This window comes from Anaerolineales bacterium (assembly GCA_030583885.1).
Classification (GTDB): Bacteria; Chloroflexota; Anaerolineae; order Anaerolineales; family Villigracilaceae; genus Villigracilis.
Window position 1 is genome coordinate 1769510 of the sequence record CP129480.1, and the last position, 17011, is coordinate 1786520.

At 52.7% G+C, this 17011-nt stretch carries 22 protein-coding genes; 4 read left to right on the plus strand and 18 right to left on the minus strand.

The window, feature by feature from the left end; genetic code table 11:
- The first annotated feature begins 57 nt into the window (after window positions 1-57).
- The gene (locus QY332_08870) at window positions 58-717 is read left to right on the plus strand and encodes a peptidylprolyl isomerase (GenBank protein ID WKZ38042.1); all 660 of its coding nucleotides are present in this window, start codon (window positions 58-60) and stop codon (window positions 715-717) included.
- Between the two features lie 127 nt (window positions 718-844).
- A complete protein-coding gene (locus tag QY332_08875; protein WKZ38043.1) occupies window positions 845-1087 on the plus strand; it encodes a hypothetical protein in 243 nt (80 codons plus the stop codon).
- 1 nt (window position 1088) lies between these two features.
- Here QY332_08875 and QY332_08880 read toward each other — a convergent pair whose 3' ends face one another.
- From QY332_08880 to QY332_08940, 13 genes are read right to left on the minus strand one after another with little or no spacing between them, the layout of a single operon-like run.
- Window positions 1089-1433: a DUF4345 family protein gene (locus QY332_08880; protein WKZ38044.1), complete on the minus strand. Its 345-nt coding sequence runs from the start codon at window positions 1431-1433 to the stop codon at window positions 1089-1091.
- Window positions 1430-1999 (minus strand): 16S rRNA (guanine(966)-N(2))-methyltransferase RsmD, encoded by a 570-nt coding sequence (gene rsmD, locus QY332_08885; protein ID WKZ38045.1) that lies wholly within the window; start codon window positions 1997-1999, stop codon window positions 1430-1432. Before rsmD ends, QY332_08880 begins: the two co-directional genes overlap by 4 nt.
- Window positions 1996-2970, minus strand: coding sequence for a uroporphyrinogen decarboxylase family protein (locus QY332_08890; protein ID WKZ38046.1), 975 nt, complete (start codon window positions 2968-2970; stop codon window positions 1996-1998). Before QY332_08890 ends, rsmD begins: the two co-directional genes overlap by 4 nt.
- On the minus strand, window positions 2971-3570 hold the full coding sequence (locus QY332_08895) for a GNAT family N-acetyltransferase (GenBank protein ID WKZ38047.1): 600 nt from the start codon (window positions 3568-3570) through the stop codon (window positions 2971-2973). It abuts the gene before it with no gap.
- A 4-nt stretch (window positions 3571-3574) separates the two neighbouring features.
- Window positions 3575-4597, minus strand: coding sequence for a peptidoglycan bridge formation glycyltransferase FemA/FemB family protein (locus QY332_08900; GenBank protein WKZ38048.1), 1023 nt, complete (start codon window positions 4595-4597; stop codon window positions 3575-3577).
- Window positions 4594-5430, minus strand: coding sequence for a hypothetical protein (locus QY332_08905; GenBank protein ID WKZ38049.1), 837 nt, complete (start codon window positions 5428-5430; stop codon window positions 4594-4596). Before QY332_08905 ends, QY332_08900 begins: the two co-directional genes overlap by 4 nt.
- Window positions 5431-5455: 25 nt before the next feature.
- On the minus strand, window positions 5456-7009 hold the full coding sequence (locus QY332_08910) for a hypothetical protein (GenBank protein ID WKZ38050.1): 1554 nt from the start codon (window positions 7007-7009) through the stop codon (window positions 5456-5458).
- 21 nt (window positions 7010-7030) lie between these two features.
- Entirely contained in the window at window positions 7031-7504 is a 474-nt protein-coding gene (locus tag QY332_08915) for an acyl-CoA thioesterase (GenBank protein WKZ38051.1), read from the minus strand.
- A gap of 1 nt (window position 7505) precedes the next feature.
- A complete protein-coding gene (locus QY332_08920; GenBank protein ID WKZ38052.1) occupies window positions 7506-7880 on the minus strand; it encodes a hypothetical protein in 375 nt (124 codons plus the stop codon).
- 9 nt (window positions 7881-7889) lie between these two features.
- Complete coding sequence (locus QY332_08925) at window positions 7890-8351, minus strand: GtrA family protein (protein WKZ38053.1); 462 nt, start codon at window positions 8349-8351, stop codon at window positions 7890-7892.
- Window positions 8348-9307, minus strand: a complete 960-nt coding sequence (locus tag QY332_08930) for an SDR family oxidoreductase (GenBank protein WKZ38054.1) — start codon at window positions 9305-9307, stop codon at window positions 8348-8350. The genes QY332_08925 and QY332_08930 overlap by 4 nt, the downstream gene beginning before the upstream one ends.
- 19 nt (window positions 9308-9326) lie before the next feature.
- The gene (locus QY332_08935) at window positions 9327-10913 is read right to left on the minus strand and encodes a G5 domain-containing protein (GenBank protein WKZ38055.1); all 1587 of its coding nucleotides are present in this window, start codon (window positions 10911-10913) and stop codon (window positions 9327-9329) included.
- A 19-nt stretch (window positions 10914-10932) separates the two neighbouring features.
- A complete protein-coding gene (locus QY332_08940; protein WKZ38056.1) occupies window positions 10933-11505 on the minus strand; it encodes a hypothetical protein in 573 nt (190 codons plus the stop codon).
- 53 nt (window positions 11506-11558) lie between these two features.
- Here QY332_08940 and scpB point away from each other — a divergent pair, with 53 nt between their 5' ends.
- Together scpB and QY332_08950 are read left to right on the plus strand one after the other, a co-directional pair.
- Window positions 11559-12128, plus strand: a complete 570-nt coding sequence (gene scpB / locus QY332_08945; protein WKZ38057.1) for an SMC-Scp complex subunit ScpB — start codon at window positions 11559-11561, stop codon at window positions 12126-12128.
- An 8-nt stretch (window positions 12129-12136) separates the two neighbouring features.
- A complete protein-coding gene (locus QY332_08950) occupies window positions 12137-12895 on the plus strand; it encodes a pseudouridine synthase (protein WKZ38058.1) in 759 nt (252 codons plus the stop codon).
- Window positions 12896-12974: 79 nt separating this feature from the next.
- Here QY332_08950 and QY332_08955 read toward each other — a convergent pair whose 3' ends face one another.
- The 5 genes from QY332_08955 to udk form a co-directional block, all read right to left on the minus strand.
- The gene (locus QY332_08955; protein WKZ38059.1) at window positions 12975-13616 is read right to left on the minus strand and encodes a CBS and ACT domain-containing protein; all 642 of its coding nucleotides are present in this window, start codon (window positions 13614-13616) and stop codon (window positions 12975-12977) included.
- A gap of 100 nt (window positions 13617-13716) precedes the next feature.
- The gene (locus QY332_08960; GenBank protein WKZ38060.1) at window positions 13717-15075 is read right to left on the minus strand and encodes a M20/M25/M40 family metallo-hydrolase; all 1359 of its coding nucleotides are present in this window, start codon (window positions 15073-15075) and stop codon (window positions 13717-13719) included.
- A 77-nt stretch (window positions 15076-15152) separates the two neighbouring features.
- Window positions 15153-15665, minus strand: a complete 513-nt coding sequence (locus tag QY332_08965; GenBank protein ID WKZ38061.1) for a VTT domain-containing protein — start codon at window positions 15663-15665, stop codon at window positions 15153-15155.
- 193 nt (window positions 15666-15858) lie between these two features.
- Window positions 15859-16302: a peptidylprolyl isomerase gene (locus QY332_08970; GenBank protein ID WKZ38466.1), complete on the minus strand. Its 444-nt coding sequence runs from the start codon at window positions 16300-16302 to the stop codon at window positions 15859-15861.
- A gap of 76 nt (window positions 16303-16378) precedes the next feature.
- Window positions 16379-17002 carry a uridine kinase gene (gene udk / locus QY332_08975; GenBank protein WKZ38062.1) on the minus strand — a complete coding sequence of 208 codons (624 nt, stop codon included), beginning with the start codon at window positions 17000-17002 and terminating at the stop codon, window positions 16379-16381.
- Window positions 17003-17011 lie beyond the last annotated feature (9 nt).

The following is a 17011-nucleotide window of genomic DNA, read 5'->3' on the forward strand; positions in this document are numbered from 1 at the left end:
CATTCTCCGCGCAAGGTTGTTATAATGATGGTAAATTATTCCAAGGAGAGATGCAGCATGTCCCCAAAGAAACGAGCAAAAAAAGCACAAACCAGACAATCTGATAAGACAATTCAGTACACCGCGATTGCCGTTGCAGTGATTGCGGTTGCCGTACTTGTGGGGAGGCTGGCCCCGCGGGCATCGTCCACGCCAGGCGATGTGACACCAAGGCAGTATGCTTCCGCCCCGCCGATGACGATTGACACGGATACGAGGTATGTTGCAACCATTGAAATGGAAAAGGGTGGCGTGTTCGTTGTGGAGTTGTACCCTGATAAAGCCCCGATTACGGTTAATAGTTTTGTATTCCTCGCCCGCGATGGATATTTTGACGGTGTAACCTTCCACCGCGTGCTGGAGGGTTTCATGGCGCAGGGCGGCGACCCGACAGGCACAGGCGGAGGCGGGCCGGGCTATCAATTTCTGAATGAAGATAGCGACCTGACGTTTGACAAGGCCGGTGTGGTTGCCATGGCAAACGCGGGACGCGACACGAACGGCAGTCAGTTTTTTATCACGTTCGGTCCAACGCCGCAATTGAACGGCGGCTATACCATCTTTGGCCAGGTCATTGAAGGCATGGATGTGGTCAACGGTATCACGCGCCGCGACCCAAACCTGAACCCCAATTTCACTGGTGATGTGATTAAAACGATCACCATCACGGAAGAATAGCCGTTTATTTCTGAAACAAGGCGGGGGTCACTTTGGCAGCCAGATTCTTCGAGTGCAGCCACTCAAGGTGACCTTCACCTGTTTTATCCAAAATGTCCGATGTTGACCGGATACTGAAGGCAGGAGCATGGACGAAAAACAAACCAAAAGTGAAATGCATGGATGTATTGTCTGCGGGGCGCAGTATCAGTTGTACGTCGTCAGCGACGCGCAGGGAAAATTTGTGGATTGCAGGGTTATGAGTGCGGACGGCAGACATGTACCGAATCCAAGCCGGCCACTGGTGGCGTGTAACAAACACACCGATGAGGAAGTGAAGGCGGCGTTCCTGCGTGCGTATGGCCCCCAGGAGGATGAAGATGATGATTGATTTATAAAATCAGGATAACGCCGAACACGATCTCAAAAATAACGCTGTACCAGTTCGATTGCGTGCCTGATTTATCTGCAAAAATGGAGATGGATCGCGCGATGCCCACGAAGAGATAGGCGTAGCCGAGCATCTGAAAGGCAACCGCACTGCCGGCGAGGATGGGGAAAAGCCCGAGCACGATGAAGAACATCCCAAACACCACGCGGATCTCCGTAATGCCGCGTCCGCCCTGCGGGGCAAGCCCTGTAAAACCGACGGTGTTTTTTGGCGCGACCATGGCGTACGCACCCACCAGCGCAGTCAGAATACAGCCGCTGTATTGTAAAATTTGAAGAATATTCATTGATTCTCCTTTTCCATGCGGTCGTAAAAAATAAGCAGCGTGCTTCCGTATTTTCTGCTCCCGCCTTCGACGAGATTTTTCAGCTCAAGCAGTTCATATTCCGCTGGATCAATCTGCACGATGACCGTCCCGTCCTCCGTCAGCCAGCCGATAGTATCGTCAATCAGCTTCAAGGCGGTTGACCACATCTTCTTATACTGCGGCGGCGCAATATAGATATATTCGAATTGTTTATCGGCTGGAGAGCTCAACATGCTGAACGCATCCCCCCGGCGGATCTCAGCCTGTCCGCCAAACCGGCAGTGTTCCACATTGTCTTTTATGGTTTCAATCGGTGCGCGGTTCAAGTCTGAGAACCGCACAAAAGATGCGCCGCGGCTGATGGCTTCGATGCCAATTGCGCCGGTGCCTGCGAACAGATCCCACCACTTTGAATCAATCACATCCCCCGCAAGGATGTTGAAGAGTGCCTCCTTCACACGGTCCATTACGGGACGGGTGGTCTCACCCGGCACAGACTTTAATTTTCTCCCCTTTGCGCTTCCTGAAATTACCCGCAGGGTCATTCGATGATCTTTCTCACAGCCGTATAATTTTCGTGGGATGCGGTGACGGGAACCACGCAGCCTGTGCCGAGGATGAAACGCCCGCCCTGCGTTTGCTTAATTGCGTCTTTCGCTTCCTCCCTGACCCGGTCTGGATTCTCCAATGTGAGGGCATCCTGTCTCAAGCCTCCGCAGACCGCACCCTTGAAGAGACTCTTCGCCTCTGCCAGCGATGGGTAGGTTTCGCGGTCATGCCAGTTGACAATTTGAAAATTCATAAAGCGCAGTAACGAAAAATAAACATCCCTGCCATGCAGGTGAAGCATGTTACACCATAGGTCGGCCGCGGGTGCGAGCGTTTTTTGGTCAAAAGGTAAGCCAAAGGTTTTGTATTCATCCAGATCGAGCAGGCTTGCCTGGGCGTGCTGTACGGCATAGAAGATCCCGTCCACACCTGTTTCGCAGGCTGCTTCCACAAATTTGGCCGAACTTTTTGTGATGGTTTCCAATCCCTTCATCACTGCTTGCGGATGATTTCGGATGTGCTTCAGCAGCAGGTCGTTGCCGGCCAGGTTCTTCGCCTGCGAAAGAGGATTGAAGATGGTCTGGATGATGGGTATGTGGGGGCTGAGGTTCCGCTTGATCAAACGGAGACAGGCCAGTTGTCCGGCGAGATGCGGGGAGGTTGGGTCAAGCGGTTTGAGAGTCTCCCAATCCTGCGGCTCATGAATGACACGTTTCGTGTATTCCCGCGAGCCTTCAGGGTTGTGTTTCCATTCGTCCTCCACGCCCCAATCTTTTACAGCAAAGGAGGAGGATGGGGTGACTTTCACAATGTCAAAATCGTAGGTTTCCTGAAATTTGAGGGTGGCAGCGGCGAGGTTTTCGGGGTTCTGATCCTCTTCGGGGAAGTGGCGCCAGAGGGCGATGGGCGTGCGGTCGGTTGCTTCGCCTTTCAGGCAGGCTTGAATACGTTCGCGATGGGTGGTCATTTACAGTTTGCTTTCCAAACGGTGTCTGTGATACATTCCTTCACGGAATGTTTTGACAATTGTAAAACCATTTGCCTGCGTTGCCTTAAGGCTGGCGATATTCCATGTTTCAACGCTGGCATACATTTTTTTATACCCCTGTTTACGACTTTCATTCATGAGCGCTTTTTGCAGGGCGCGTCCCAAACCGCGCCTGCGAAACCCGGGCTCAACCGTGAAGTATACGCATTCGATGGTGTTCGGTTCAACCATCTGCCCGCGGATAGTGATGCTGGAGATGAGCATTTGTAAAAATGCCAGCGGGCGGGTGAGGATGACTTTGAGAATATTCCGAATGAACCACGGACGGTCTTTGGTGAGTTTTGAGGTGAGCGCGGACGGCTCTGGGGAGGCAAGGCTGAAACCCATGATCTCGCCCGTTTTGTCATCCTGCGCATAAAAACCAAAGGTACGCTTATCTTGAATCGCATTCTCGAAATAACGAAACACGAACGGGTAACCGAGCCTGGAAAGCAACCCCGCGTCTCCCATATGAATTTCGGCAACCCGCGACAGCAGACCGGGGTTATTGTCTTTCAGAGGGTAAAGGGTGTAGTTCATTTTTTTAAGCCAGACCGCGGATAAGATACGGTCCAAGCGGGCGGACGATGAAGGCGGGCAGGCCTTTCCAAATGGCAATGGCGAGCTGGAATTTTGGGTTCTTTTGGTTGAGCGATGGCAGTTCGTGTCCTGGGGCGAGCCAGTGCCAATATGCGAGTAATTTTTTGCGAGGTGACCATTTCATTTTGAAGACTTCGTTGCCGGAGCCGGCGAGACTGCGGCCGAGGTCGAAGGCTTTTAATCCTTTTTGGATGTTGCGCTGGATGACAGCCCAATAAAGGAATTCCCCAGCATATGATGAACGCGCATGCCGTAATACATTGGCATGCAGGTTGAACACAGTTTCGTCTTGCTGGATGAACACACCGCCGCCGGATATTTTTCCCTGTGCGTTGTACAGCACGGAAAATTCCAAGGTGTCGCCGAGATATTCCGCCATTTTGCGAAGGTAGGTCTTTGAGTGATAGGGGGAGCCAAGTTCATGCATGCTGCGTGCCAGTGCTTCATATGCATCGTCCAAAAGTTCAAGATGCCCAAAACGGATCGAAAACCCCTTTTTGAGGGATTTGCGGACATGGTTGCGGTGGTCGGGGGAGAATGATTTTAACAAATCATCCGGGTTGGAGGGCAGGTCTATCAGGTAGGTAAAATATGCGGGATTTTGGGACCAACTCTCCGGCAAGGGCGAAGCGCCATCATTAAAACGGATGGAAATGTATTCGGCTTTGATATCCTCGGCAAGGCGGCGGACTTCATCCAGCAATAGATCTCGGGCAGTTGCATTTTCAAATGCGAAACCGCCGTAGCTTCCGAAGGGCGCAGTGGCAAGATAGTGACCAAAAATGGGATGTTTGATCTCAACGAGTGCCAGCGCGCCCAGTGGACGGGCATCCTCGGTCACTGCAAAGCGGTGGGTTTGGCAGCCATAAATATCATGTAAAAAATCCAGCCAGCTATCCAGCCCTGTGAAACTTAGTGCATTTTCGAGTGGCGGATAATCAAGCGAGTCAACGCGTTGCAGGTTCATTGGGTGTTCTCGTTTATAAAATGCTGAATGGTCGAGATGGGGAAGGATTCCAGGAGGTCCTTGAGGAATGATGATTTGTTAAGGGTAAATGGATAAAGCAGCGGGTTGAGGAGCATGTCGCGCGCAAAGCGCTGGGGCCAGCGTGATGGCGAAACGATCTCGTATGGATGCAGGAAGATCGCTGGACTTAAGCCCGCCCTTAATTCTTTCTCGATGATCTTATATACGGTTTTGGTAAAGAGACCGCTCATCATGCTTGAGCCATACGGGAACTCGCCGCCCAGAACCAATGGGAGATTCATCCTGCGCGGCGCAATAAACGAGGATGGTTTTTTGAATAGCGGGAAGGTGCTGACCGGTACCTCCCAGATGTTTCCCTTGCGGAGAAACGTTCCTGTAGGTGCGTAAAGCGACGAGCTGTAGGTAAACCCGTTTTGTTCCAATAAGGGATAAACACCTTCGACAGTGTTTATCATCGGCGCGCGGAAGCCCTGTACGTTGTATTTTTTTCGCCATCCCGCAGAAGTTTGCAGGTCGTGCTCGATGTCGGCGAGAAGGGTAAGCGGGCGATGTACCTGGCAGTGAAAGCCGACTTCGTGGCCCGCGTCAAATATCTTTTGCGGGAGTTCGGGGTACCATTCCACCAATTCACCGACCAGGTAGAAACTTACCTTTGTATCCGCCAGTATTTCGAGAATGGGGTCAATGGCATTGCGGGCAAAGCCTTCGTCCAGTGCAAGGCGTTCTTCGGGGAAAAGAAAATCATATCTGCGGGAGGGAGCGAACCAGGATTCGTAATCAATTGTCAACAACAAGCGCGGGGACGGGATCATATCGAGTTAGATTATAGCAGGGATGTTAGGGGACTTGTTTGATGATACAGAAGGTCGCGCCTTGTCTGGTAACTTCGATGAAGGCGGGCTGATCCCGCAGGAATCTCAGGTCCTCGTTTGAGCGGGTGTTTGCAAGATAGAAATCACCGGGCTGCATGTCTTTCTGTTCCGTGCGGAAATCACGGATGATGATGTCTGAACTGGCATAGTATGCCGCAATGTATGGCTCGCGCCTGACGAAGAGCTGTGACCCTGCGGGTGCCTCTTCGTTGATCCTGAGAACTGCTTCGCGATAACAAGTAAGCCAGTACTCCGTCTCATACGTGCGGAATGCCCCGGCTGTGCCGCCTGTGAATGAATTGTAATAGGCATATTCGTACGGGTGCAGGTTGACCGAGGGAACGATCCCGAATGCCAGGATCAATCCAGTCGTGGTTATGCTTGTCCATTTTCCTTTAGCAAGCTCGGCGATCTTTTCAAATGCAAAACCTGCGAAAATGAAAATGGGCGGCAGGATGAAGAGAAAGTGACGAAAACCGTCATACATGGCGGGTCTGCGGAGCATGGCATAGGCAAAGGGGATGATAAACCAGAGCAGGATCAGGATGTGCGCAAGTCTTTGCTTATTATTCGACCTCCAAAAGCCCAGGATCAGGCCGGTAATAAATAATATCCATACAGGCTCAGTAAGCGTGTAACCAAGCAGGGTAGGGAAGTAGCGCAATGGCAGGTTGCCCGCCTGATACTGGCTCCCGTAAAAAAGGACATTTAATTGCGTCGGGTTATCAGACATGAACCCAAATACTTCGATGAATTTTTGCAGCGGGCTTGTCCACAGGTAGGGCCAGGCGAGGAACGTGATCAAAATCGCAAAAACGGCGTAAACCGCATAGTGTTTTAAGAACGCGCTGAGCTTTATTTTATTTAATTGGCTGATCGCATATAGCCCTGTCAACACAGCCGCGAGGGGGCCGAGTACCCGAATGGAGGTCGCAATTCCCAGAAAGAATGCCGCAGTAAAGATTTTCGTGAATTCAGTCTTTTTATTTTCAGCGACATCATCCACCATTTCAAAGCCAAAGCACATTGCCCCGATAAAAAAAACAAGGAAAGGCGGATCTTTTGGGTTGATGAAGGAGTGTCCCCAAAGAAGCGGCTGCCATGCAAAAAATAAGGAAGCGGCAAGCGCAGCTGGTTTATTCATCCACTTGACTGTGAAGCGATAGAAAAGATAAATGCCTAATTGGAATGTCAGGAAGTTTATAAGATGCCAGGAGGATGCATTATCCATGCCAAACGCCTCGATCAGTGAAACAAAAGGACGTGCTATTAATATATAAGCAGGTCCGCGGTTGGCGTGGTCTGTCCCGCTGGCGCCGTAGGCATTCTGTAAATCGAAGTCGCCGCTGAACCATTCCCTGGGGGTGTAGGCATATCGAAGTGCATCCGCGTAATCGTAAAAGAGCGGCTCATCCCAGGATAAGCCGTAATTGCGAAAGGTCATCAAGCCGATTAAAATGTTGACGGTGAGTACGATGAGAACGGGGGATTGTCGGATTTTTTGCAGGGGAGTTTCCACGAAGTCGGAAGTCCGTTTATATTATTTTTGACTAATGCGGTGCTGCTGCCGTTCTTTTGCCTGTACCATGCGCCGTTTCTCTTCATCGGTCTCTGCAATCAGCCCAGGCACGGTAATGGGGCGGCCTTCATCGTCCAGCGCAACGTAAACGAGGTAGGCTGTATTGGTATGTGTGCGCATGCCGGTAATGGGGTTTTCTGCATTCACCTGCACTTCCGCTTCCATGGAGGTGCGGCCTGTGTACGTCACTTCCGCGTTGAGAATGACCAGATCGCCAATCTTGATTGGTTCGCGGAAGACGAGCGAATCCACCGCCACGGTTACAACGCGTCTTTGGGCGTGGCGCATGCAGGCGAGCGCACCGGCTTCATCCACGAGTTTCATGATCCAGCCGCCGTGTACATTGCCGAGGTTGTTGGCATGTTCCGGCTGCATTAATTGTGCGATATTGATGCGCGAGGCGCGGGGAGTTTTCTTGAATGGGGTGTCCGTCATGTTAATCCAGGTCCTGCCTTTGTTCGCCGCTGTCGATCGTATGCAGCCGTTCCGGAGTATCCAATAGAACGTCAATGACGGAATGGCTGAGGTCCGCCATCATGGGCGGGAGAGGCACTGTTGCGGGCGGGTAAATTTTGGGGGGTTGTGCGGGCGGTTTGAGGCGCGGTTTGAGCGTGGAAGTCGCCCGTTTGCGGACGATACGCGGGTCATTGGTTAATGTGCCGACGAAGTCGCCAAGTACGGAATAGACCTCCCGCTTTTGGGTGACGAAGCCGATCCATTCGCCGTTGCGGTTGAATAAATATGGGTACGAAAGAAATGCCTCCGCGTCGCCTTTTGTTGTGTAAATGGGGATTAATCCTGCTTTTGTCATTGAAACACCTTATGAAATATTATCAATGTCATTATACGTCCAATATCTGTTAACAAAAAAATTCCATAACATTACAATCCCGACTGCCGCCGCGAGTGTGAGATTCTTTGCGTAGAATTCCGCGGTGAGGTGTGTGGTATGAAACGCGTCCTCCACAAAACGCAGCAAGGGAGGCTCCAGGAAATGAAGGGTGGGGATGCGGATGGCAACCCCAGCCAGGTTCACCACAAAGAACATGCCCAGCTGCCCAAAAAGCGGACGCGAACGTGATTCGGGATACGTCCAAATTCGGTTCCAGGTGAAGTTGTTGATCACCGCACAGATGAAGGAGATTGTTCCCGCCAAGACAAGCGCCATGCCCGCCCAATGCGAAAGAATATTCATCACAGCGAAATCTATGAATGCGCCAAGGGTGCCCACCAGGGCAAACTTGACAAATCGGTTGCGTTCCTTTGTGTCCGTGAGAATCATTCCAACCCTAATTTTTGTTTAAAGAATGGAATCGTACGCCGGATGCCTTCCTCAAGGTCCACGTTTGGTTCCCATTTTAGGATCTTGTTGGCGCGGGTAATGTCAGGCTGGCGCCTTTGCGGGTCGCGCGCGCTTCGTGAGTCCGCCTGATAGACAATGCCCGCCTTGTTGCCGGTTATTTTATTGATGGCTTCGGCGAATTGAAGGATGGTCATTTCCACCGGATTTCCAATATTTACGGGCAAATGTTCGCTGGAATAAAGCAGTTTGATAATGCCGTCCACGAGATCGTCCACATAGCAGAAGGAACGCGTCTGGCTTCCATCACCATAAACCGTGAGCGGTTGACCCAGCAGGGCTTGCTTGAGCAGGTTTGGCAGGGCGCGCCCGTCCTCCATGTCCATGCGTGGACCGTAGGTATTGAAGATGCGGACGATGCTGGTGTTCACGCCGTGGAAGCGGTGATAGGCCATGGTCAGTGATTCGGCGAAGCGTTTGGCCTCATCGTATACTGCCCGTTCGCCGACAGGATCTACATTGCCGGGATATGTTTCAACCTGGGGATGCACTTCGGGGTCGCCGTAGATCTCGCTGGTTGATGCCAGTAAAAATCTCGCATTGTTTACACGCGCAATACCGAGACAGTTGTGTGTCCCAAGCGCGCCGGCCTTCATCGTTTGAATGGGAAGGTTGAAATAACCTGATTTCGATTGCGGGTTCGGGCTGGCAGGCGAGGCAAAGTGCAGGATCGCATCCACTTTGCCGGGCACAAAAATATAATTGGAAATGTCGCGTTTGTAAAATGAAAACTTTTCATTCTCCGCAAGGTGCGCGATATTGTCCGGGCTGCCTGTGATGAAATTATCCATGCCGATGATTTCATGCCCGTCTGCAAGCAAATGGTCGCAAAGATGGGAACCAAGAAATCCGGCTGCACCTGTTATCAATATTCTCATTACTTTTCCTCTCGCGATTTTATTTCCAATCAATTTCACTGATCAGCCCATCGCCGCTGACCTGATACGCATCGCCGCTTCCACTGTCTACCAGCCAGAGATTACCTTGATAAACCACCGCAATAAAATCCCCCGCTTGTCCTTCCACTAATGCGGGCGCCCAGGCGGGGGCTTGCGGTTCTATTCCGTTCGCATCCGCGGGCGGAAAAAGCAGCTTGCTGTTCGAGCCGTCGCGGTCCATGACCATCAGGCGATATCGGCTGGTGTCGCTTTGTTCGATGAAGATGGATTGCAGATACGCCACCTGAAAGGATTTTTCCCTGCCACTGATTCGGATCGAAGAGACAGCTGGATACGAGAACATGCCTGTCGAGTTGACGAGGGAGACTGTCGCTTCTCCGCTGAACGAGACGGCTGAGAGGTCAAAATAAGGCGACTCCTCGCTGGTGATGGGTGACGGCGCCGGCGCATGGCTAACGAAGTATAAGCTGTTTCCATCCGCGCCCCAGACGATTGGGGGAATCCATGCCCAATCGCTGTGGGTGTTGAATGGAGTGATATCCAATATCGGTTTTAGGTAACCGCCATCCTGGTCCACCAGTCCAATTCCGTCGGGTCTTGTATATGCCAGTATGCCTTCAGGCGAATAGGCAAAGGACATGCCCCACCAGCCATACACACCGCCGCTGTTTGCGCTCAACAGCCTGCGCGGACTTCCGCCCGTAATGCTGACACGGTATAGATCGTTATTGGCCTGCCAGCCGGGCGCGGCGGCGCGCGGCTCAACGGTGGAGTATGCCACCGAGTTCGTGCCGGGAATCCACGCCGCAAAATGAACGACGTTTTTCGCCTGCAAGGAGATCAGTTTGGGATCTAGGTTCCTCGTCCGTACCGCCCAGAGGGTATTAATCTCCTCGGCGGCGGGTTTGTTGGATTTGCGGGTGAAGACCAGATATTCACCGTTCGGTGAAAGCGTAAAGATGCGCCCATCCAAATCACCGCTGCTGACGATGACGCGGCGGTTGGCTGTAGAGCCTTCCATGATCCATGCGTTGCCGCCAGAGAGGTATGCCAGCGTGCCGGGGATGTTTAACGGTGCGTACGAGGATTGCGCGCCGACCATGACGATCTCGGGCAACGCTTCGCTCAGCACAACCGTCTTGACCACGGATTTGCTGACCTCAACATTATCTTCGAGAATCCTTCGATAGGTGACTTCCTCCAGTCCATTCACCCCGGCCTGTACAAGCCTGGTCTCGCCTTCGGGCAATGTTTCATTGCGGACGATCTGCCGCGCAAATGGGACAATGACCTGCTCGGTGTCAAATTGTTCCGCAACACGCGTGAGCGTAATATTATCGCCTGCACTCAATACGGTGTAAAACGGTGGTTCGGTGCGGTCGAGGCTGCCAGGCACAATGCCTGCGCCTTGCAGGGCTTGTGAGACCGTGCTTCCGGCTGTCACGCCGACTTCGCGGATTTCCCCGTCTGCCGTGACAGTGATAATGATCTCCTCTCTGATCTGCGGCGAGCGGCAGGAAACCATCAGCGAGGCAAATGCGAGTAGTGTGCCGAGCAGGTACAGGCGGATTCCGAGGCGGGGCATGTCGGGTATAATCCAATTCCTATTTGATTCGTCCGGTCAACGTCATGATGCCGTCTGCTATGGCAATCGATTCCAGACGAAACCCAACTGCAACGGGACCGAGGGTGCCGGTGAAAGCTTCGGCAATGACTGCGCTCATGGCGGAGTTGATGCCTTCTGGTGCAGGGAAGGGGCCGAAATCCGCGGATGCAATTTCGATCCTGGGTTGATTGGTCGCCTCGTCCACGCCGACGTTCATGGTGATGAGCATGTTTGCAGTCAGCCAGCCGCGCGTGATCTTGCCGTAAATTTGCATTTGACCATTGCGCAGTAGTACCTGCGGGTCGGTGAAGGGCGGATTGGCCCGTTGCGTCATTTTGTCTGCCATGAAGGATGTGAGCTGGCTTTCCGTGATCTGCAAGGAAACGATGCCGGTTTCCGCCCCGGCAAGCAACGCCTGTTCGAGCTGGTCGCGCATGCTTTGCACTTCGTTGGTTGAAACGGGAATGGTCTGCGCGGGGTACTCCGGCCCACCGACGAAGACGGAGCACGCCAGGGATGCAAGGACAAGGGATGTGACGAAAAGACAAAGGTTGGCGTTTATTGTTTTCATGGTTTTGAATCTTCTTGTTTTGGGAATATACTTTTAAGCGGAGTAATTATAGCATGAGCGACTCTCAAACCATTTCAAATAACGAGGCATCCCTCGCAGCGAAGATCGAGGCGATGCTGTTCGTCTCTGCGGAGCCGGTGCCGCTTGGTCAGCTGGCGCAGGCGCTGGATGTGGCACCTTCAGTGGTCGAACGCGGACTGAAGGAACTTGAAGATTCTCTGCTACCCCGCGGCTTGCGCCTCCAGCGCAATGCAGGACGCGTGCAATTGACCACATCCGCCGAACTGGCTCCGCTGGTGGAGAAATTTCTCGGTCTTGAGGCGGTTACCCATCTCAGCCGCGCCGCGCTGGAAACACTGGCGATCATCGCCTATCAACAGCCTGTCACGCGCCCGCAGGTGGATTCGATCCGCGGCGTGAACAGTGATGCAATGCTGAAAAGTTTGTTGAGCAAGGGACTGATCCAGGAATCAGGCCGCACGGATGGTCCGGGGCGTCCAATTTTGTACTCCACCACACCTGAGTTTTTGCAGCATTTTGGATTGAATTCAATAATGGAACTGCCTCCGCTCGCCGCGCCGGCGGATGCAGAGACGGAACACACAGAGTTGTTGAAGGGCTAGTATTTGTAATGCAGGAAAGACTTCAAAAATTACTTGCTCAAGCGGGATATGGGTCCCGCCGCGCCTGCGAGGTGTTCATCACCGAAGGGCGTGTGCATGTTAATGGCAAGGTCGCTGTTCTGGGCCAAAAAGCGGATCCGGCAGTCGATAAAGTGACCATGGATGGAAAACCCCTTGCAAAGCCCGAATCCCTGACATATATTGCCTTGTACAAGCCGCGCAACGTGCTTTCCGCCGCAGAAGGATTTGATGACCGCCAGACCGTGCGGGATTTGATTCCCATTGAAGGGCATCTTTATCCCGTCGGGCGGCTGGATTTCGACTCCGAAGGCCTGATCCTGATGACCAACGACGGTGAGTTGACCAACAAATTGACCCATCCGCGTTATGGGCACGAGAAGGAATATCGTGTGCTGGTGGCGCGCCGCCCCGATGAAAAACAACTCGAAGCGTGGCGGCGAGGCGTGGTGTTGACAGACGGTGATAGAACCGCGCCCGCCGAGGTTAATTTCCTGTCCACTTCCGGCAAGGGTGCTTGGATTCGTGTGGTGATGGGCGAAGGAAAGAAGCGCCAGATCCGTGAGGTGGGGAAACTCCTGAGCTTGCCTGTTGTAAAGATCATCCGCCTGCGGATTGGGACATTGAAGCTGGGGAGTCTCAAGCCGCGCCAGTGGCGGTTTTTGACGGAAGATGAAGTTCGTGAGTTGAAGGGTGAAAAAGTCCTGAAGATTACGGAGAGAGTAAGATCCAGAAAGCCTGTAAGATGATAATTGTATTAATTTAACCATATTCAAAATAAAAACAGCGCGCGGACATGTCTGCGCGCTGTTTCAATAAATTTGCTCACTAGCTCTGTCGAATATCCCAGAACTTCTTGACCACGTTGGTAAGCGCCTTGGTGACGGCTTCCTTCTTCAGGCCGTCCACCTTGAAGGTGATGATTCTCGAGCTGGTATCCGGGCCGGCGAACATGCCGAAGGAGAGGAAGTTGCCGCCCGCATCCGCGATGGCTTTGGTGACCTTTGCCAGTTGACCGGGCTTTTCATCCACCAGCGCAGTGACGCGCAGCGCCTTTGTGCGCGCGCCCATCAGCTCAAAGAAGATCTTGAACAGGTCGGTTTCCGTGATCATGCCCACGAGCTTGCCGGAGCGCATGACGGGCATGCCACCGATCTTTGAATCTGCCATGATGCGTGCAGCCTCCTCAATGGGGGTGTTCACGTCAATGGTCCTTACCTTTTTGCTCATGACGCGTTTCACGGTCACTTTGCTCATCAGGTAGTTCATTTCCCACACGCTAAGGCTGGTGACCGGGGACGGGGACGCGTTCAACAGATCGCCCTCTGAAACGATGCCGATCATCTTTCCATCCTTGACAACTGGTGCGCGGCGGATATGTTCTTTTTTGAACATTACCAGTGCGTCGTGGACGGGGGTTTCGGGCGAGACGGTAATCACGGGATGCGACATTCTTTCACCGACAAACATTTTTACCTCCAAGCATAGTATAAAATTTGATTTGAGCCTTTATTAAAACATTATACGCAAAATTTAGAATCGGTATGTCACGAATTCGGAGTGACCAAGGTCACATTGAAAATTCCCTGATCACTCTTGCCATGTGTTTGGCGTGTTGAAGATACAGGTCAATGCGGATATTTTCGTTGGGGGCATGGGCTTTTGTGTCTGGGTAGCCCAGGCCCATCGTCACAACGGGCAGGCCCAGGTCATGCACGAACGGGTAGTTGGGTCCCGATCCGCCGATCATTGGCACAAGCTCCATTTTTGAATCATACACATCCTCGGCCGTGTCCACCACGATTTTCACAAAGGGGTCATCAGGGTCTGTGCGTGCGGCGGGTTCGCCTCCGAGGAATTCGATCTTAACATCGCTGAATCCCTCGGTATCAAGATGGGTGCGAAGTTTTTTCAGGATGTCTGCGGGTTTTTGATTCGGTACGAGGCGGAAATCCACCTTGGCAGACGCGAACGCGGGCTGAACGGTTTTAGAACCCGGACCTTGATACCCGCTGGTCAGACCGCAAATGGTGCAGGTTGGCACGAAGACCTCTTCCATTTTTAGGTCGGTGCCGCCTGTCAGGCCTTTGATGAATTCCTTCGCGCCATAACGGGTTTTATATTCATCCGCCACATCGGGAAGCGCATCCATCAATTCTCGGTCGCGGGCGGATGGAGGAAGCACATCATCGTAAAAGCCGGGGATGCGGATGTGCTCATCGACTCCCTTCAGGCTGGCAAGCGCCCAGGTGAGCCTCCACGCCGCGTTGGGCAGGATGCTGCCACCCAACCCCGAATGGACATCCGTGCCGAGTGCCGTGACCGACAGTTCGACATAGCATATACCGCGCAAACCGAGGTATTGCATGGGCTTGTCGCGATGATCCACGGCACCAAATTCCCAGATGCAGGCATCGGCTTTGAGTTTTTCAAGATTCTTCGAGATGAAATCATGCAGATGGACACTGGCAGTTTCCTCCTCGCCTTCGATGATGAATTTGATATTGCATGGCAATTCACCCTGTTCTGCAAGGATGGCGTCAATCGCATGCAAACGGGAGGTGAGGTGACTCTTGTCATCGCTCACACCGCGGCCGTACATTTTCCCGTTGCGGATCTCGGGCTCAAAGGGCGGGCTTTCCCATAACTCCAACGGCTCCGGCGGCTGGACATCATAGTGATTGTAGATGAGCAGGGTCTTGCCGCTTTTGCCTTTCCGCTCTGCAAAGACGACCGGTGCGCCATCCGTTGCCATGACCTCGGCGGTAAAACCGCGTTTCTCCAGCATTTCTTTTACCAGCGCGGCGCATTCCTTCAATCCAAAATTTTGTGCGCTGATGCTGGGCTGGGCGACATAGCGTTTGAGTTCTTCGAGGCTTGCATCAAGGTTTTTATCAATGTATGCATCCAGGTTGTCGTAATTGCTCATTTTTTCTCCTTGTTTATGCAGTAGGGGTGACCCGCCCGGTGTGCGCAATGTATTTCTGCGAATCCTCAAGGGCACCCTTACTTATAGAAACTTGCGATCCAGTCGATCGAATATGCTCCGGCGTAGGCGAATATTGCCATTTTTATAAGTTGACCGATCCAGCAGAAGAGCAGGAAGCGCCAAAATTTCATCTTTGCCATGCCCGCCGCCACGCCTGCAATATCAAAGAATGGATTGGGAATGGCGGAAAGGACCAGAATTGCCCAACCTCCATATTTGTCGATCCACGGGTGGATTTTTTCATACACGTCCGTCCGTTCGACAACTGCCTGGCCGCTGAAGCCCGCAAGGTAGCCGGAGAGTTCGCCGATTGCGCCGCCTGTCCCTGCCGCAAGTGCCACGCCGATGGGGTTAAAAATGCTTCCCATTGCAAAGACGACCGCCACACCCGGTGCGGGCAAAAAGACAGTCGCATTTGCCATCAAGGCCACAAGGAATATCCCGGGATAACCGTACGCGGCAAACTCTTCCACGCGCTCACGGATGCTGTAAATGTAAACCGTGACGCCGAACACCGCGAGAATTGCCAATACCCGCAGAATATTCGTGGTGATGCTAGTTGCAGGTTTTGAGGGTTGAAGGTTCTCAGATTGTGGTTCAGACTTGGGCGAACCTTCTTTTTCCTTTTTACTTTTAACGCCTTTGCTCTTAACAACCCTCGAACCCTTCGATGAACTCGGGGCAGACTCTTTCACCGCTGCAGCCAGCGAACCCTTTGGCGACTTAGCTTTCTTCGATAGTGACACGGATAATCTTCACTGCGGGTGCATGGACGTTGCCCGGGTCGCGTTCCGGAATGGACATCAGCACATCCTCCCCCTCCACCACCTGGCCGAAGACACTGTGCTTGCCGTTCAAATGGGGGGTGGGTCCGTGCGTAATGAAGAACTGCGAACCGTTCGTGCCCGGCCCCGCGTTTGCCATGGAAAGGACTCCGCGCTTGTCGTGCTTCAGGCTGGGATGGAATTCATCCTGAAATTTATAGCCGGGTCCGCCCCTGCCTGTGCCTGTCGGGTCACCGCCCTGCACCATAAAGTTTCCGATCACACGGTGGAAGATCACGCCGTCATAAAATCCCTCACGCGCGAGGAAGACAAAGCTGTTCACAGTGATCGGGGTTTTGTCCGCGAACAGTTCGATGACCATCGTGCCATTATCAGTTTCCATGTGTGCTTTGTATTGCTTCTTTGAATCGATCTGTATTGCGGGTGGGGTGCTCCATTGTTTTGTCATACGTTTCTCCTTATCTGAGCAGGGTTTCGATTCTTGCAACGACCATATCCAGTGCAGCTTTATTGTGACCGCCTTCCGGGATGATCACATCCGCATAGCGCTTGGACGGTTCCACGAATTCCAGGTGCATGGGGCGCACGGTGGACAGATATTGCCGGATGACCGACTCTGTTGTGCGGCCGCGTTCGGTGATGTCACGGTGCAGGCGGCGGATGAAGCGCAGGTCGGAATCTGTGTCCACAAAGATTTTCACGTCGAATAATTTCCGCAAGTCGGCATCCACGAAGATCAAAATACCCTCCACTAAAATCACGTTACGAGGTGGGACGGTGAAGGTGTCTGCGGTGCGGCTGTCGGTGGCGAAATCGTAGATCGGGACCTCGACAGGTTGAAGGTCCCGCAAGCAGGCGATGTGTTGGATCAGCAATTCAATTTCAAGCGAATGAGGATGGTCGAAATTGATGTCAGCATGCTGCGCGGGGGGCAGTCTGGTCAGGTCTTTGTAATAGGAATCCTGTTGAAGATAGGCAATTCGGTCTGTACCAACTCTGTTTAAAATCTCCTGTGCAACGGTTGTTTTTCCGGACCCCGACCCTCCCGCAATGCCAATGACCAAGGGGATGTTTTGACTCATGTTGCGATT

Coding starts and splice junctions, on each gene's coding strand:
- QY332_08870 (WKZ38042.1), top strand. CDS start 58: ATGTCCCCAAAGAAACGAGCAAAAAAAGCACAAACCAGACAATCTGAT.
- QY332_08905 (WKZ38049.1), bottom strand. CDS start 5,430: ATGATCCCGTCCCCGCGCTTGTTGTTGACAATTGATTACGAATCCTGG.
- QY332_08915 (WKZ38051.1), bottom strand. CDS start 7,504: ATGACGGACACCCCATTCAAGAAAACTCCCCGCGCCTCGCGCATCAAT.
- udk (WKZ38062.1), bottom strand. CDS start 17,002: ATGAGTCAAAACATCCCCTTGGTCATTGGCATTGCGGGAGGGTCGGGG.
- QY332_08940 (WKZ38056.1), bottom strand. CDS start 11,505: ATGAAAACAATAAACGCCAACCTTTGTCTTTTCGTCACATCCCTTGTC.
- scpB (WKZ38057.1), top strand. CDS start 11,559: ATGAGCGACTCTCAAACCATTTCAAATAACGAGGCATCCCTCGCAGCG.
- QY332_08950 (WKZ38058.1), top strand. CDS start 12,137: ATGCAGGAAAGACTTCAAAAATTACTTGCTCAAGCGGGATATGGGTCC.
- QY332_08920 (WKZ38052.1), bottom strand. CDS start 7,880: ATGACAAAAGCAGGATTAATCCCCATTTACACAACAAAAGGCGACGCG.
- rsmD (WKZ38045.1), bottom strand. CDS start 1,999: ATGACCCTGCGGGTAATTTCAGGAAGCGCAAAGGGGAGAAAATTAAAG.
- QY332_08935 (WKZ38055.1), bottom strand. CDS start 10,913: ATGCCCCGCCTCGGAATCCGCCTGTACCTGCTCGGCACACTACTCGCA.
- QY332_08930 (WKZ38054.1), bottom strand. CDS start 9,307: ATGAGAATATTGATAACAGGTGCAGCCGGATTTCTTGGTTCCCATCTT.
- QY332_08955 (WKZ38059.1), bottom strand. CDS start 13,616: ATGTTTGTCGGTGAAAGAATGTCGCATCCCGTGATTACCGTCTCGCCC.
- QY332_08970 (WKZ38466.1), bottom strand. CDS start 16,302: ATGGAAACTGATAATGGCACGATGGTCATCGAACTGTTCGCGGACAAA.
- QY332_08960 (WKZ38060.1), bottom strand. CDS start 15,075: ATGAGCAATTACGACAACCTGGATGCATACATTGATAAAAACCTTGAT.
- QY332_08890 (WKZ38046.1), bottom strand. CDS start 2,970: ATGACCACCCATCGCGAACGTATTCAAGCCTGCCTGAAAGGCGAAGCA.
- QY332_08880 (WKZ38044.1), bottom strand. CDS start 1,433: ATGAATATTCTTCAAATTTTACAATACAGCGGCTGTATTCTGACTGCG.
- QY332_08875 (WKZ38043.1), top strand. CDS start 845: ATGGACGAAAAACAAACCAAAAGTGAAATGCATGGATGTATTGTCTGC.
- QY332_08925 (WKZ38053.1), bottom strand. CDS start 8,351: ATGATTCTCACGGACACAAAGGAACGCAACCGATTTGTCAAGTTTGCC.
- QY332_08895 (WKZ38047.1), bottom strand. CDS start 3,570: ATGAACTACACCCTTTACCCTCTGAAAGACAATAACCCCGGTCTGCTG.
- QY332_08900 (WKZ38048.1), bottom strand. CDS start 4,597: ATGAACCTGCAACGCGTTGACTCGCTTGATTATCCGCCACTCGAAAAT.